The 15,326-nt window shown below is 53.9% G+C and carries 14 protein-coding genes and 1 CRISPR repeat array; of the genes, 4 read left to right on the top strand and 10 right to left on the bottom strand.

All coding sequences use genetic code 11. From position 1 onward, the window contains the following. Nucleotides 1-38 precede the first annotated feature (38 nt). The 4 genes from U1140_RS10815 to U1140_RS10830 all read left to right on the top strand — a co-directional run bounded on the left by U1140_RS10815 (nt 39) and on the right by U1140_RS10830 (nt 5,084). Complete coding sequence (locus tag U1140_RS10815) at nt 39-1,769, top strand: DUF885 domain-containing protein (RefSeq protein ID WP_369847853.1); 1,731 nt, start codon at nt 39-41, stop codon at nt 1,767-1,769. Between the two features lie 187 nt (nt 1,770-1,956). Then, entirely contained in the window at nt 1,957-2,994 is a 1,038-nt protein-coding gene (locus tag U1140_RS10820; protein WP_369847854.1) for a DNA cytosine methyltransferase, read from the top strand. Between the two features lie 9 nt (nt 2,995-3,003). Next, entirely contained in the window at nt 3,004-3,933 is a 930-nt protein-coding gene (locus U1140_RS10825) for a NaeI family type II restriction endonuclease (protein WP_369847856.1), read from the top strand. A gap of 107 nt (nt 3,934-4,040) precedes the next feature. Continuing rightward, on the top strand, nt 4,041-5,084 hold the full coding sequence (locus U1140_RS10830) for a hypothetical protein (RefSeq protein ID WP_369847857.1): 1,044 nt from the start codon (nt 4,041-4,043) through the stop codon (nt 5,082-5,084). Nucleotides 5,085-5,126: 42 nt separating this feature from the next. On the opposite strand, the gene U1140_RS10835 is transcribed toward U1140_RS10830, so the two are convergent. The 10 genes from U1140_RS10835 to cas3 form a co-directional block, all read right to left on the bottom strand. After that, complete coding sequence (locus U1140_RS10835; protein ID WP_369847858.1) at nt 5,127-5,276, bottom strand: hypothetical protein; 150 nt, start codon at nt 5,274-5,276, stop codon at nt 5,127-5,129. Between the two features lie 11 nt (nt 5,277-5,287). Further along, nucleotides 5,288-5,497, bottom strand: coding sequence for a hypothetical protein (locus U1140_RS10840; RefSeq protein WP_369847859.1), 210 nt, complete (start codon nt 5,495-5,497; stop codon nt 5,288-5,290). Between the two features lie 197 nt (nt 5,498-5,694). Beyond that, entirely contained in the window at nt 5,695-6,039 is a 345-nt protein-coding gene (cas2e, locus tag U1140_RS10845; RefSeq protein ID WP_369847861.1) for a type I-E CRISPR-associated endoribonuclease Cas2e, read from the bottom strand. Beyond that, nucleotides 6,036-6,980: a type I-E CRISPR-associated endonuclease Cas1e gene (gene cas1e, locus U1140_RS10850; RefSeq protein WP_369847862.1), complete on the bottom strand. Its 945-nt coding sequence runs from the start codon at nt 6,978-6,980 to the stop codon at nt 6,036-6,038. Before cas1e ends, cas2e begins: the two co-directional genes overlap by 4 nt. Nucleotides 6,981-6,985: 5 nt before the next feature. Continuing rightward, nucleotides 6,986-7,633 (bottom strand): type I-E CRISPR-associated protein Cas6/Cse3/CasE, encoded by a 648-nt coding sequence (gene cas6e, locus U1140_RS10855; protein ID WP_369847863.1) that lies wholly within the window; start codon nt 7,631-7,633, stop codon nt 6,986-6,988. Beyond that, nucleotides 7,630-8,352, bottom strand: coding sequence for a type I-E CRISPR-associated protein Cas5/CasD (cas5e, locus tag U1140_RS10860; protein WP_369847865.1), 723 nt, complete (start codon nt 8,350-8,352; stop codon nt 7,630-7,632). The genes cas6e and cas5e overlap by 4 nt, the downstream gene beginning before the upstream one ends. 2 nt (nt 8,353-8,354) lie before the next feature. Next, nucleotides 8,355-9,485 carry a type I-E CRISPR-associated protein Cas7/Cse4/CasC gene (gene cas7e / locus U1140_RS10865; protein WP_369847866.1) on the bottom strand — a complete coding sequence of 377 codons (1,131 nt, stop codon included), beginning with the start codon at nt 9,483-9,485 and terminating at the stop codon, nt 8,355-8,357. Nucleotides 9,486-9,510: 25 nt separating this feature from the next. After that, nucleotides 9,511-10,128 carry a type I-E CRISPR-associated protein Cse2/CasB gene (gene casB, locus U1140_RS10870; protein ID WP_306514905.1) on the bottom strand — a complete coding sequence of 206 codons (618 nt, stop codon included), beginning with the start codon at nt 10,126-10,128 and terminating at the stop codon, nt 9,511-9,513. A gap of 27 nt (nt 10,129-10,155) precedes the next feature. After that, nucleotides 10,156-11,832 (bottom strand): type I-E CRISPR-associated protein Cse1/CasA, encoded by a 1,677-nt coding sequence (gene casA, locus U1140_RS10875; protein WP_369847868.1) that lies wholly within the window; start codon nt 11,830-11,832, stop codon nt 10,156-10,158. A 55-nt stretch (nt 11,833-11,887) separates the two neighbouring features. Further along, entirely contained in the window at nt 11,888-14,731 is a 2,844-nt protein-coding gene (cas3, locus tag U1140_RS10880; RefSeq protein ID WP_369847871.1) for a CRISPR-associated helicase Cas3', read from the bottom strand. Nucleotides 14,732-15,048: 317 nt separating this feature from the next. Beyond that, nucleotides 15,049-15,320: a CRISPR direct-repeat array (repeat unit 28 nt; unit sequence GTTTTCCCCGCGCATGCGGGGATGAGCC). Nucleotides 15,321-15,326: the final 6 nt, after the last annotated feature.

Consider the following 15,326-nt stretch of genomic DNA (forward strand, 5'->3'; position numbering starts at 1 on the left):
TGGAAACTTGCAGGCTTAAAGGTTTAGACTCACCTGCTATGAGTAGCGAACCCACCGCAGACGTGCGCGAAAACCGCGCCGGGCAGCAGTTGAGGGCCGACGAGCAAGCGCGGCAAGAACGCACCCAGCGTCCGCCGTCATTGCTTGATGCTTCCTGCGAGAATTTTGTCTATGACTTGGCAGAGCTCTCACCCACCGAGGCCACCGCGTGGGGTATTGCGGGCTACGACGACAAGTTGGAGGATTTCTCGCCGGAGTATTACGAGGCCGTCGCTGACCGCACCCGTGAGATGATCGAAGACGTCAATGCGCTCGACGAGGCCACCGACGAGTCTGACGACGACGACGATTTCGACGAGGTCGATTACGTCACCGCGAACGTACTGCGCGACCAGCTATTGCTCGAACTGGATCTACACCACGCTGGTGAAACTGAGGCGGCGCTGAATAACATCGCCTCGCCGGTGCAAACCATCCGCGACACCTTGGTGCTTATGCCTAATGAGTCCACCGAGGATCTGGATAACCTGCGTTCGCGGTTGAGCCTGGTGCGCAACAGCTTGGATGGGTACCGCGAATCGCTGAAGGATGCCTGCGCGCATGGGCATGCGCCGAAGTACCGTCAGGTGGATGCCGTGGTGAACCAGTGTGAGGATCTGGCGCAGCCTGGTTCGCTGTTGGAGGATCTGGGGCTGGATTCGCACAGTAAAGAAGTGCAGGAAGCCAAGGCAGCGTTTGGTGAGTTTGCGGATTGGTTGACGCTGGAAGTGGTGCCGCAGTCTAGTTCCCGCGATGGGGTGGGCCGTGAGCGCTACGAGCGTTTTTCCCGGCTTTTCGTTGGCGATAGCGTCGATTTGGATGAGGCCTACCAGTGGGGCTTGGAGCAGCTGCGGGAGATCAGCGAGGCGCAGCGCAAGACTGCAGCGCAGATTTACGACGACGAGACGGATTGTCGCGAGGTTTTCCGTCGGCTGAATCAGGATCCGAAGTACCTTTTGCGTGGCACCGACGCGTTGGTGGAGTGGATGCAGGAGAAAGCCGACGCCGCGATTACCGCGTTGCACGGCACGGAGTTTGATATTCCGGAGCCGGTGCGCACCATCGAGTGCAAGATTGATCCAGCTGGCACCGGCGGCATTTTCTACACCCCGCCGTCGGATGATTTCGCCCGCCCTGGCCGTATGTGGTGGTCGGTGCCGAAGGAAACCACCACCTTCCACACCTGGCAGGAATTGACGACGGTGTACCACGAGGGCGTTCCGGGCCACCATTTGCAGTTGGGGCAGACGCTGATGGAGCGGGAGAACCTGAACCTGTGGCGCCGTGTGGCCTGCTGGAATTCTGGCCACGGTGAGGGCTGGGCGTTGTACGCCGAGCAGTTGATGGCGAATTTGGGCTTTTTGGATGATCCGGGCTTCCGCCTGGGCATGCTGGATGCGCAGCGTTTGCGTGCGGCCCGCGTGGTGCTGGATATTGGTATGCACCTGGGCAAGAAGGTGCCGGATGGTCCGGGCCACTGGGATGTGTGTTATGCCAGGAACTTCCTGCGTGATAATTGTGCGTTGGATGAGGCCACGTTGTCGTTTGAGCTGGACCGCTACTTGGGTTGGCCGGGGCAGGCGCCGTCGTATGCGTTGGGTCAGCGCATGTGGTCGGATTTGCGCGATGCTGCGGTGGCGCAGGGCATGAGCGTGCCGCAGTTCCACGCGGAGGCATTGAGCTATGGCTCGATCCCGATGTCGATTCTGCGGGAGCAGATCCTGGATTAGGTTTTTGGGGGCGGGGTGGCCCTGGGGGCTAGCTCTGGGGTGGCCTTGGGGCGAGCATGTGACCTCACGCTTAAAGCGAACTTATGTTCGAGTATTTTTAGTGGGTGTGTTTAGATCATGTTTATGCTTGGTAACGAGCAAGCGGAACACAACACTGGTGCCCCGCATTTTCGGAAAGGATCCGCCAATGACATCAACGCGACTGACCTCCTTGGAGATCTGTGCTGGTGCAGGTGGGCAAGCACTCGGGTTGGAAAACGCGGGATTTGATCATGCGGCGGTAGTAGAAATTGATAACTGGGCAGCTGAGACTCTGCGGTTGAATCGCGGAGAAACTGGGCCGCATGGTGGCTGGAACGTGCACGAAATGGATGTGCACGATTTCGACGGTACGCAATGGCGGGATCAGATCGATCTCTTCGCAGGGGGTGTGCCGTGCCCACCGTTTTCTATCGCGGGTAAACAGCTAGGCGCTGATGATGAACGCGATCTTTTTCCCGAAGCATTGCGTCTAGTCGAAGAGATCAATCCCTCGGCGGTGTTGCTCGAAAATGTCAAAGGGCTTGGGCAACAACGATTCACCGCTTACCGCAATGACATTATTCGTCGGTTAGAAAGCTTGGGCTATACGTCATTTTGGAAGCTGCTGCAGTCAGCAGATTATGGTGTGCCGCAGCTGCGTCCACGGTTTATTCTGGTCGCGCTCAAAAATGAGTTTGCGGAGTTTTTTAGTTGGCCCGAGGCTGCTACCGAGCATGTCACCGTGGGCCAAGCACTGTATGAGCTCATGGCGGAAAATGGTTGGCCAGGTGCGAAACAGTGGGCGCGTAATGCGAATAAAGTTGCACCGACGCTGGTGGGCGGCAGCAAGAAGCACGGAGGACCTGATGTGGGGCCTACCCGAGCGAAAGAAGCCTGGAAAAACCTTGGGGTAAAAGGAACCTCGATTGCTGCCGAACCACCGTCTGCAGATTTCACGGCTGATCCAGCACAAGCTATGCCGCGGTTGACCGTCCGCATGGGTGGAGTGATTCAAGGTTTCCCGGATGATTGGCAGTGGGCCGGCGGAAAAACCGCACAATGGCGGCAGGTCGGCAATGCTTTTCCACCACCAGTGGCACAAGCACTCGGTGAACAGATTAAAAAAGCCCTGCAGAAATTACCCATTGCCGACGGCTTTGTGTCTGCCGAACCCACCCGGGTGCGACAGTTGGAACTACTTTAGGGGGTCGACGTGAGCTCAGAAATGACGCCGAAAGATGCTCTGCAGCAGTTAGTGCTTACCTTTCAGAAGGTTGATCCGGATGGAACCCGCATGGCGCGGGTGTTCCGGGAATCATTAGACCAGATCTATGACGGACAAAATACCGGGCGCTATTCCATCGAGCAGCTGAGTAAAACTGAATCTGCACATTTGGGCTCGATTGTAGAAATTAATATTTGTCGGGAATTCAGCGACATCATTACAGATGGAGAATTCATGGATTTTGAAATCTCTAATCTTAACGTTGACTGCAAGTACTCGAAAAATCCCTTTGGTTGGATGATCCCGATGGAAGCCCTCGGACACTATGGCATGCTTTGCCATGCGGACGACGCTAAAAGTACGTTTCGCGTCGGCTTCGTCCACATTCAAGACGAAATACTGACTAAAGGTGGCAACCGTGATCGCAAACGGAGTATCGCTAAACATGGCAGAGACTCGATTGTGTGGCTGCATTTTGATGCGCCGTTTCCTCCCAACACGTTGTTGCAATTGTCGGAGGAAGATAGAGACCGAATATTGAATTACTCTTCTGGGGCTGCACGGCTCAACGAGCTCTTTCGTACCGCGCAAGAAATGATCATCCCCCGAGGAATCGTCGCAACCGTGGCGCAGCAAAAAGACTATATGAAGCGTGTGCGCTACAACGGGGGATCGCGTAGCGCGCTACAGCCAGAAGGTGTCGTCATTCTTGGTGACTTCAAATATCACCGGGAAATCGCACAACAACTTGATCTTCCTGTGCCCAAAGATGGGGAATCAGTGTCTGTGCGGTTGGTACCGCATGAAGAAACAGACTCCGCGCCCTTTGCATGGATTGCTGGTACGAGGTGGAGGAAAGCGCAACCGCTCGACCCGGTGGTCACCGCTCCGAAAGTGCCATTTAAAAAACCAGATTGAACCCCGATTGGGGAAGTCTCCCCAGTCGAGCAACAGATTTAGTATGGTCTGAATCATACTGTGTATATCTGAGTGCTTTTCGACGTTGTGCTTTAAGGGGCCAGCTAGTGTCTGATAGAAATTCTGACAAATATTCCTGGGGTAATTCTGGATCCGCAAACTCTGAGTATGACTGGGGTGTTACCGGCCCCAAGAACAGCTGGGGTGAAGCTGACCCGAAGAATGACCGGGGTGTTACCGGCCCAGGAGCTTCCGCTGGTGCTACGGCGACGGGCAGCAACACCGTGAAGATTTTGGCAGTGGCTGCTGCAATTGTTGTGGTTGTCGGCGGTATTGCGTGGGCAGCGATGAGTGCGGGTAGTTCTGGTGACTCGGACGGTTCGGATGAGGCGGCTGCTGCGAGCTCGTCTGCGAGCGCGCCCAAAAAATCTGAATCTGCTTCTGAAGCTGCTCAGAGCGAGGATGAAGAGGCAGCCACAAGTCTTAGTACGGAATCTTCGGCGGCACGCACCACGAAAGCGAAGCCTGCAGAACCTATCAAAAATGCAGGTGTTTCCCTTGAGGAGAAGTGTGGTCGCTATGCGGATGAGCTGCTGACTGAGTTGCGACGGCCAATAAAAATGCATTGCGATGACGCCTGGCTGTATGCTGGTGACCAAGGAACGGATCATACCGGAGTATTCCAGTGGAATAATGGTAGTTGGCAACGTTATCAAGCAGATGATACGACCTTTACGGGTTTTTCCTGCTATGACCGCAACAAGTTGGAAGCCGCGGGCGCGCCAGCGAGTTTGGTTGAGGAAGTTTTGACTTGTCGCGGTGGCTCTTCTGCTAGCGATACTCAGGTTGATACAGCTGGTGGTAGTGAACTTTGCGATGGTCGTTATATTCTCATCGCCGAGTCAGTGATCATCCCGCCTGGCACTAATCCTGCTCCGGAAACTAACCGTGTTCATCAAAAATACCCAGGTTCTAGGCTGCTCAAAGGTGATAAGTGTAGTTCACTGCGTGGCAAAGTTGATGGAGGAGAAGTTTATGCCATCTACTTCGATGCTGGGCATGACGTGAATGAGGTATGTCGTCTTAAATCCCAGTATGGTGGCAATGCTCGTTCGTTGAATAACAATGCTGACTTCACGGACCCGTGTTAATTATTGGATTCGTGGTATTTTGAAGCGTCCTAGGTTTTGTTCCTAGGCATTTGTCTTAATTTCCATTATTTCTGGGGCCGGTTGATGGCTCCACAACTCTGATTCAACCTCGGCTGGCATTCGGTAACCAAGGCTCTGATGAAGCCTTGATTCATTCCACCAATTCACCCACTCAAACGTCGCGATCTCCACCTCGACAACGTCTACCCACCTTCGGCTATGAATGAGCGCATTCTGGTTAGGCCCCCGTTGACGTTTTCGGCCAAAGCATTGTCATAGGAGTCACCGACTGTCCCGGTGGAAACAGTGATCCAGTGCTCGGCCAGGGGCTTGTTTGCTGATGACGGCCCCGTCACGGAAAACAGGGGTTCTGGTATTGCGGTGATCGAACAAGCACTTTCGAAAGCGCTCATGCCGCCGCCGAAGTATAAAAACTCGCGGTACGCATTTCACTATCATTTTTTATAAACGCCGAGTAATCCAAGAAGAACGCCAAAGCAACGCTAGCGTGTCGTCAAGGATTCAAGAGAGCACCCGAGCATAACACCTTAACTTCCCACATAACATAACACCGGTGTTATGTTATGTGGGAAGCGACGAGGATTGGGAGTCATCGCTGGTTGTAAGAACGCCGCTGTCGTCTGGCATTGCTCCAACCGGTCCGTCGGGTGCCGGTTTTTCGTTTTTGCGGGCGCATGAGCAGGGTGAGGCCGTCGAAATCGGCTGGCTCCCAATCATGATGGTGGGTGCGAAACTCCATTCCTTGTTCATTCTTCGCTGCTTGCACAAGTAGGGCCCGGCCGTCTTTGCATAGCTCGATGGTTCTTGCCCACAACAATTCACGGATGCGGGCAGAAGGAGTGCCGACGAAAACCCCTGGGCTGAGTTCGGTGAGCCATTTTGTTAGGTCGCCGCGCAACCCGGCTGGGCACGCAGTCACGATGAGAACGATCATTGCGGTTGCGCCTCTTCAAATTCGGACCAGTTCATGCCTGCAGAGACCACTTCCAACTCACTCCATAAGTAGAGCTCAGCGTCACTGAATGGTTCTTCGTCAGGAACGTTCATGACAGATTTGAGGTCATGGACCATTCGCTGCATGAGGCGCTTGTCGACGACTGCATCGCGTAGGAGCCGTCGAACGAGAGGAATTGGGTTATCTGGCGCGGCTGCCACGGCTGAAAAAGCTGCGGGAATAGCGATTTCAGCTTTGTAGAGATCTGCGATGTCGTACACGAATGCCCGGTCGGTGCCGTTATGAACAATTCCTAATGCGGGAATGAATCCTAGCCCAACTACGACAGCGTGTGCGATGCCGTACAGCGATGCGCTCGCTGTAGTTAATGCTTGGTTGATGGGTGTTGCAGCATCAAAATCGTTGGGATCGTATTCCCTGCGGTTCCACGAAACCCCGGTGCGTTTGGCCTCTGCAGCATAGACTCTTTTCATGCGCGCACCTTCGCGCCCGCGCAATTGCGCCATGGTCAGGGCAGATACGTCTTCACCGGGAAAACGTAAACTATACATTTTTCGTGCGCAGTCCAGACGTTTTCGCTGGTTGGTGACGATTCCTGCATGAATTTCTGCCATGCGCGAAGACTTGGCTGGTGGCCGACCGTGAGCGTAATAGCGAACACCACGCTGCCCAGCCCAGACCGTTGCTGCACCAGCATCACCGAGCAGCGCCATGGCTGCATAAGTAATTCGGGTGCCGGGGCCGAGAATGAGCACAGCGAGTTTCGTGGCTGGTACGTGAGCCACGCCCCGCTGATCCATGATGGTGAGTGCATTTCCATCACGGTTAACCACTGCTCGTTCCACATAAAGGAACGAGATGCGGTCACTCATTTGAGATAGGGCTTTGCGCGTGACCGGTACTTCATTTGGTGTGGGCATCGCCGCTACCGCACCGGTGCGAGAGTGAGTAAGCCACATCCGTAGCCGCGGGCCCGACCGATTCCTTGGGTAAGGGCAGTACGCAGCTTGGCTGCATCAGTGACCCGCAAGGTACCTGTAAAACGAGCTTTTGCGATGCGCACTGGTCGACTGTTTTTTCCATTCTGCTTTGAACGGTGGAAGTGGTCGGTCCAGCGCTCAGTGATTGCAGCTGTGTCAACCTCGAAACCAGCTTGAGCGGCTTTTTTGTGTAGCCAATTCAGCTGATGTTTGGCTGATACGTGTGCCCGTACTTTCCCGCGTTTGCCTTTTTCGAACTCCGAATAGGTTGGGTTAGCAACGAGTTCAAAATGCCAGTGTTGTCCGATCATCAACGTGTCAAGGAAGCGTTGATAATCCGCGGATTCTGCGGGGCGGGTTTCCCAACCGGCTTGTTCCACTAAGTGGTTGCCAGTGGGTTTTTCGGGGCCCACGATGTAGAGCACATGGTCATGTTGTCGTTTATCAGCACGCCACAGGACGCGTGCAGTGGAGTCGTCTAAGTCTGGTGGAAACGATGCTCGCACCGCAGCGTGCATGGCTTGTGGATCGGTGAGGAGTTTTCGCCCTCCGCGACGAGCTGGGTTGATTTGTACGCGTGTCAGTGTGGTCATGCGCGTAGCACCGCCTCAAAAAATTGGTCCGGATCAGAGCTGATTTCTCTGCCTTGTGGGTTATCGAGAGTCACATCGTCGCATCGGATTACACCTCTCCACCCGTATTGACGGTGTTGTGGGTCGAAGGAAATAGGCACGTCTTGTCGTGCTTCTGCACCTTCTTCGGTGATTTCAGCATCGCGATAAATTGCGAGGTATACAGTCCGCGGAGAGTTCTCTTGGTGGTTTTTTGTGGCATGCCAGGTTTTATGCTGACGAAGCGCGGTTTCTGCATCGTGCTCGGTGACTCCGATGACTAGCCCTGGATGCACTGGACACGAACGCCGCCCCATGAACAACGGAAATTTCGGGTTGCGAAGTGCCTCGGCCATGCCGTCGAGGAGCTCTTTGGTGTCTGACTCAATGGCGACAACGAACGCTGCATCGGACAGGAAATATCGGGTTGATAGTTTCGCAGACGCCGTGGGCTTAGTTTGCCACGGTTGTGCCGTCTGATAATCGCGCAGCAGTCTTCCTGACTGATCGACCCGAACAGCGAATTTCAGTGCTGCTAAGTCTTCCACCGAGTCTGTGCGCCGACGCCCTTCGGCAGCAGCCAGCAAGCCGATAATCCCAGACTTACTGGGGCGTTCAGCCGTGGCACGGGTGCTATACCGTGAGGCATCGCCCCAAGACTGGAGTGGCCCTTTCAATAGCAGTAACAGTGAATACGTCATTTTTACTCTCCAGCTGCGCGGTGTAGCTCATCGGTGATTTTATCCTTGAGTTCCGGGAGCGTGATGGTTTCTGCGAGATCCTGGAATGGTTTCGTCAAATCACCGATACCAAGCACGAATGCAGCACGCGGTGTGAAGCCGTAGACAGTCTCAATATCGTGGGCTTCTTCTGCGAGCTTCTGTGCGCCAACCTCGCGACGAGACGCTGATTCGGTAGCCTCAACTGGTGATTCAAAGGCATTAACCAGCGAAATTGATCGGGAATCCCGCACCGTGATGTAGACAAGTTCTGGCAGAGTTTGGTTGGCAAAGGTGTTAATTTTGCCTGTTGGCATCGACTTGATGAAAGCATCGATGAACTGTTCTGTTGCTTGGATCGCGTTTTCGCGGGAATCCAGATTCTCGGTGAGTGAATCAACGTTGACAGTGGCGTAACGGTACAGCGTCGATGACATCATTTGGACGGTGCCGAGCATGCCAGCGCCAGTTTCTTCACCTTCTTCAGCCAGATCGTCGACTGCGGTAAAGAAATCAAATTCTGGTGCGCTCGCGTGGATTCCCAGGGCATGGGCAACCTGTACCGAGGCGTCCACGTTGTACGCAGCATCATCAGCGACCATGCGACCGAACATGCTCATGTCCACCGAGTGTCCGGTGTCCAGGATTTCTTGGGCCTCATTCTTCTTCAAATTTTCGCCATGGCGTTCCAGCAACTCTGACACAGCGCGGTCAATTTGGTGCTGGCTCAAGAACAACAGGTATCCAGTTTCGGGGTATGGGTTTGCCTCTACTCCGTTTTCAATTTCTTTCTTGGATAGCTTTTGTACCGAGGTCTTGATCTTGGCTGCTTTGAAAAGCTGTTCTGTCCGGCTGATTGCCTCAGCTTGTTCCAAGCCAGCGTCTTCGAGTTTGCGAGCGATTTTTTCCGGCAAACGCTTAGAACGGTCACCGATCTGCTCTGGATCAAAATTGTCCTCGAAGAACTTACGGATGGCGCGTTTCCACGATTGTGAAGACACTCGCTGACGTGGGGTTCCACCGAACACGGCGGATTTTGGTGAGCCGGTGTCATCACGATTGATCAGTGATGGAGGAATGGTTTGCAGAGCGTGGATATCAACGATGAGAGACATAAAATTGTCCTTTCGGGTGAGAAGATTAAGAAGTTGGTTCGGTTTTGGTTTGTGCAGACGGGCGCATAGCTCCGACGGCGAAATCACGGCCCCACCGCAGCAGAACCCCGGTACGGCGTTGCGGGTGAGTCAGGTTACGCAGATCCACGGCGAATTGCCCGTAGTGAAAGCCCAGCTGTTGCGACCGCAGCAGGGAAATCAGTGAGCGAAGGTGAATGATGCGGGATTCTTCGCTACCAGCAGCCTGCATCGCGTCGAATCGAAGCTTGATCGATTTGCTGTCTGCCCCGCGGTAGAGCTGACCGCATGCGTGAGCAAAGGATGCAGAGGCAACGTGTACTGGTGCTGATGCGCTCTGCATGTGCAGTCCGAACAGCGACAGGGCGTGGAAGGCTGCCTTTTCAGATGGCGACATGGCGTCCGAGCGTCCGAGTTCTATGTCGCTGAGTGGGGGATTCATGGTCATGAGTACGCGTTGTAAACTCAGCGGGTCGTGTTCGACACTACGAGATACGCTCTTCCGGAGTTCTGCAAGCACACCCCGAGCGTGTGCACCGTCCGGTGTCTGGCCACGCTCGAGATAGTCACGTTGCAGCTGTGACACCGTGGAGCTGACACTGTGTTTGAGATTTGTTTCAGTCATCAGTTTTCCTTGAGTTGTAGTAGATTTCTAGTTCTCTAGCAGCGGTAGATCCTTTCTCAGTCTGTAGCGCAATGCCCGGTACAACGATCCGGCATTAATAATTCGTGCATTTGCTTCATCATCTCCTTCTAGAGTTCTTCCAATCATCGCTTTTTGTCCGGCGCCTCGAACGAGCTCTTCGGCGATGAACAGGAGCTCTTGCTTGATTTGCTTCTGCCATGCCGTGGCCTGATCGTCGATGTCATCTGGGCTAAGGTTGCGCAGCCAAGAAATGAATTGTGGTTCAAGGATCGTGTATAGGCGGTCAGCGGCGTCGGCATCAAAGGCGTAGTCACCGCCTGCAGCTACTGCCAGTTGTCCAGAGAACCAGCCCAAAGAAATTGCGGCATTTTTGGTTGCTTGGGCAGCATCGCGAACGATTTGCCGGTGTGCTGTCGACAGGCTGTCGTCACGCAACAGGTGCAGGGGTAATCCGATATTCGCAGACACGATGGTTGCGACTGATGACGATTGTGCTCCGTATTCCATCGATACGATAGCGACGTCGAGAGTCTCAGAGTTCCCAGTCACCTTGGAAATGCGTGCGAGGTTGTCGAGGTTTGCAGGCCTGATGGGAGCGCGATCTTTCCCTTTGAATCCAGGATCTCCATCGACGACGATCAGCGGATCGAGTGAGCGCCACATGGTTCGCTGCGTGTCATAAGGGCGTGCGTAGTAGGCATCCAGGCCTTTTTTCGATTGATTGGGGCTAAAGCGGTAAGGGGTCATCGGATCTTCGAGGACATTTTTTCCGGCATCAGGGATTTGATCCCCGTTGCTTACCAAGACTCGTGTTACTAGCGCACGGTCTTCGTCAACGAATAGCCTCACGCGACGTGACTGCCAGGTGGCAAGGTCAGCTGGTCCTTGTGGCTGGGGTTCTTTGGAGCGTTGAGCCGCGGTATCCTGTTTTCGTTCCCAGACCGGTTTATCTTTGCCAGTGTCGATGACGGCCGATTCTGGGGTGTTGAGAATGAGTGTTTCTAATAGGTTGCTGCCGATGACATAGGTGCCGCCGGTCATCCCTGCCCAGCCTTGACCAATGGGGTACCCTCTGCCACTTTTGACTCGCTCATCACCGACCGCGCCAGATTTAATTCCGGAGTAATCAAAGGCGTGCGTGTGAATCAACCACCGTGCTGCTTCGGGGTAGGACAAACTTTGCCGGCCCGCGGCGGTACGCATGGTGAAGTAATCTTGTTCTGCGTCAGGAATGATGCGTGCTACTTCTTGTTGAGTATTCGATGAGGTGTGCAGATTTGCGACCTGCATAAACGGATTTTCCGCGTCGAGTAAATCAAAACGGTTATGAACCGTCGTCAGGTAATCCAGGACGGTATCATCAATGCCGGTGGAGTTTAATTGTGCACGGGTATCAGTCCACCATTCGTCCCACTCAAACTGTGCAAGGGAACGACGGTTTGTGAGCTCTTCCGCGTGTTCATGGTGGTGTGCGCGCCAGAAAATTGCGAGAAGGACGCGTAAAACTGCGTAATCTTGCGTAGGAGAATCTCCAACGATCGCTAGGGCTTTGCCAGAACCATCGAAAATTTCACAAATGCTTAAGCTGCGAGCACCATCGAGAGTCCGACATGGAATCCAGGGCTCATCGATGAGATTAAAAGTGCCGGGTGCGGCTGTATCTCTTGGTTCGGCAGTGGGCATAATGATCACCTCTTATTTTGTACGGTCAGTTGATTAGCTGTCTTGGTGTTTGCAGTTAAGCGTATTTGCTGTCGGTAACACGAACGTTGCCGTCATCGATCAAACATTCGATTCCGAGGCGGTTGGAATAACGAACACGAAACCGTCCTAATGTGCACGAGCTGTCTGTATCCAGTGCGAGTGCAAGCTGTCCTTTCAGCAAAAAGTGCTGTGACCACTCCTCGGGCGTATTTTTCTCGAGTGTGCTGATCACGTCGTCAAAATCCCGGTCGTACCTCGTCATTCGCGTTGGTAGCCGTACGGTACTCGTTGCTAGGTAGAAAGCATCCGAATAATTCAATTCTGAACCTTGCAGAATTTCGGTGTCCTTACCCCAGGGGGTGTAGCCATATTCAGTTTCTACGATGGGGATTACTTCTACGGCCGGTTCAGCGTCTCGTACTTGGGCAGCGCCGGTTTCATCATTGTTGTTCACGGTATCTTGGTGTTTTCTCTCGAATAGTCTCTCCAAACTCTTAGCAGCGAATGGTGAACACGTGCGATAGGTCTGAGAACGCGCATGTGCGCGCTCCATCCGCGCCCGACTTTCCTCGTCGGCAGCGTGCCAAGCATCATGCCATGCGGCGGGAATATTTTGTTCCCCGTCGTAGACTTCTCGCACGAGCGGCTCGATGTCGTCGGGTCGGCGAAAGGTATCCGGTAGGTGCAGCAGCGTTGCGAGGATGATTTTTGGATCATAAATTGTCATAGCCCCGCTATCTATCTCCGGAATCGGACTGTGGGTATGAATTCCGCGGACGTACATGGCGGGATTACGCAGCGCTGCAGGTCTATCGGTGGCTGGTCGATGGTGGCGATGAACGCGGCCAAGACGCTGTATTAGTAGGTCAATGGGGGCAATGTCTGTGAATAACACGTCTGCGTCAATATCAAGACTTTGCTCGGCAACTTGGGTTGCAACGACGATTTTGCGGAACGGGCGCGTCGTCGAACGGTCAGCATTTGGTCCGAGCTGAGCACGGAGCGCATCTTCTTTTGCCGTGCGATCACGTGCAGTAAACCCCGCGTGATGGAGTTCGACTTCACTGGGGAATTTCTCTTCAACAGCAGCCAGCGTATCTTGTGCACGGGCAATCGTGTTGCAAATAATCAGCGCGCAACCGCCGTCGACAAGCAAATCTTGCAGCAGAATCGTGAGCTCAGCGAGTTTATCGCCGATGGTGTGAACCTGCGCGACGAGATTAGTTGGCGTTGGTTCCGGCGTCACGTACTGCGTTGTCGTTTCATTGGCGACTGTGATCAGTGGATATGCTTGCGGAGATTCATCAGTTTGCACCCCGGTATATGCCTCAATGAGTGCTTGACGACGTTGGGGTGGCAGGGTGGCGGACATCATGATGACGGATGCGCCGTAAAACGCGAGCCATTCGAGGGTGGTTTCCAAGTAATCGGAAGTATAGGCGTCGTAGGCGTGAACCTCATCGAAGATGATGATTTTTCCAGCTAATGCCGCGTGCCGGAGCATCGAGTAACGCTGCTGTAGAGCAAGCATGAGAACCTGGTCCACTGTGCCTACGACAATGTTTGAGAGCAATCCGCGTCGTCGACCGCTCATCCAAGAACTAGCAACGACATCACCACTAGTTTTATTCGAATTATTGGGGTCGATTCTGTTTTCTCCGATGCCGCGAAACCGGAGTTTTTGGTAAGGCTGGGATAATTGGTTTTTGGAATGGGCAAGGTAGAGGGATGCGACTGACGACGTCTCCGTGGTGCGTTCGGCCCAGTTGATGGTGCGTTCGAGAAGGCCATTCGCGGTGGCCATGGTAGGAGCAGCGAAATATATGCCTTGCGACTGCTGTGCATGTCCCAAAACATGGGCTGCCGCCAGGGCGCCTTCGGTTTTGCCGACGCCGGTTTCGGCTTCGAGGATAATAAGGCTGGGTTCTTGTATGCCCTGGGCGATATCTACCATGGCTTTTTGGATGCTCCGCGCTTTGAACGTTTCTGGCCAGCCGAACGATTCATTGAAAAAGAGGTCGATGTTTTGGGGCGGCAGATCCGTCGTCCATGGTTCGGTGAGGTCTGTGGTGGCCATGCCATTCGTGATTCGTTCGACTTGGCTCTTTGTGACCTGCATCGGGAAAGCTTCGGCGTTCGACGCGATCCAGTCGGCCATGACGATTAGCCCTGTAAGCAGTTGGGCATCGCCTGCCAGGTAATTTCGTGCTCGGCCTAGAGGGGCAATGACTTCGTGAAAATTTGTCGCTTCTGCCATCGCGTCAAGCAATTCGCTGTGGACATTGCGCCAAGATTGGGAATAATCTGCGATGACCCGTGCGATGGCGTCTTGTTCTGAGCTTGGCGACGCGATACCGTGGTGAGCATCGACGGTCGACGAGAGCCAGATTGCTAATTTTGGTTTTACGCCATGCGCGGTAAGCCAGGACTGTAAAATAACCCCAGAAACAACTCCGTGGGGCATTTTTCCTCTGCCTAGTTCGAGTGTGCTTTTTGTGGTGTCCAAGCCGGCATCTGTCACGTTGGTTACTAAGTGTGAATAGTCTTGGGTTGCTTCAATTTGGGTCTGGAAGGTTTTGCACGCTTTTCCAATGTCATGTGTTCCAGCTAGGAATGTGTACAGGATACGAAGCTGTTCTACTGAAATTCCAAGATGGCGGCTGAGATTCTGTTTAGTGGCATTGCTTACCCAGATGTCAAAGACGGCAGCGGCGGCGCATGCGCTGTCAGCGAGGTGCTGCGGAAGATTGAGATGTCCGGATTCGTCACCAGTTTTTGCCCACAATGATTTCGCCTGGCGGCTTTTACTTGCCACCCACGATTCCATGGTGTTCGCAAAATCAATTGTAGATTTTGGTAAAAGTGGTGGAGTTCTCATTGTGTGCTTTCTGTGGCGCTTATTTCGAGTTGTTCTTATTAGTAATAACAAGGCCCACGTGGTGGCTCAATCTTGATTCCAACGTGCCTTTATCTAGTAAGTTAACAAATAAGGCATCACGTTTACAAGTGGTGTTATTGAGCTGTGGTTTTCGGGGTATTAAATTAAACACTGTCCCTGCGACAGCAGGGGTGAGCCCTTACTTGATAATGGCTCTCATTCTTCCCCGCGCTAGCGGGGCTTCATGTGGATAGTTACCGCATGATAAGTTGTATCTAGTTGGCTCGATTGCCCTCCATTGAACCAGTTCAAAGAGGGTTTTCCCCGCGCATGCGGGGATGAGCCCGCATCAAAGCACGAGGAAAAAACCATGAACCTGTTTTCCCCGCGCATGCGGGGATGAGCCGGCGCGGGACTTCCCGTGGCCTCGTTTGGCTAAGTTTTCCCCGCGCATGCGGGGATGAGCCCCACCGGCACCACGCGACTACTGGCCACCCCCGGTTTTCCCCGCGCATGCGGGGATGAGCCCCTCTGGTCGTCACCACATCCGAGTGCCCAAGAGTTTTCCCCGCGCATGCGGGGATGAGCCTATCAC

The organism is Corynebacterium drakensteinense, from assembly GCF_041224285.1.
Lineage (GTDB): Bacteria > Actinomycetota > Actinomycetes > Mycobacteriales > Mycobacteriaceae > Corynebacterium.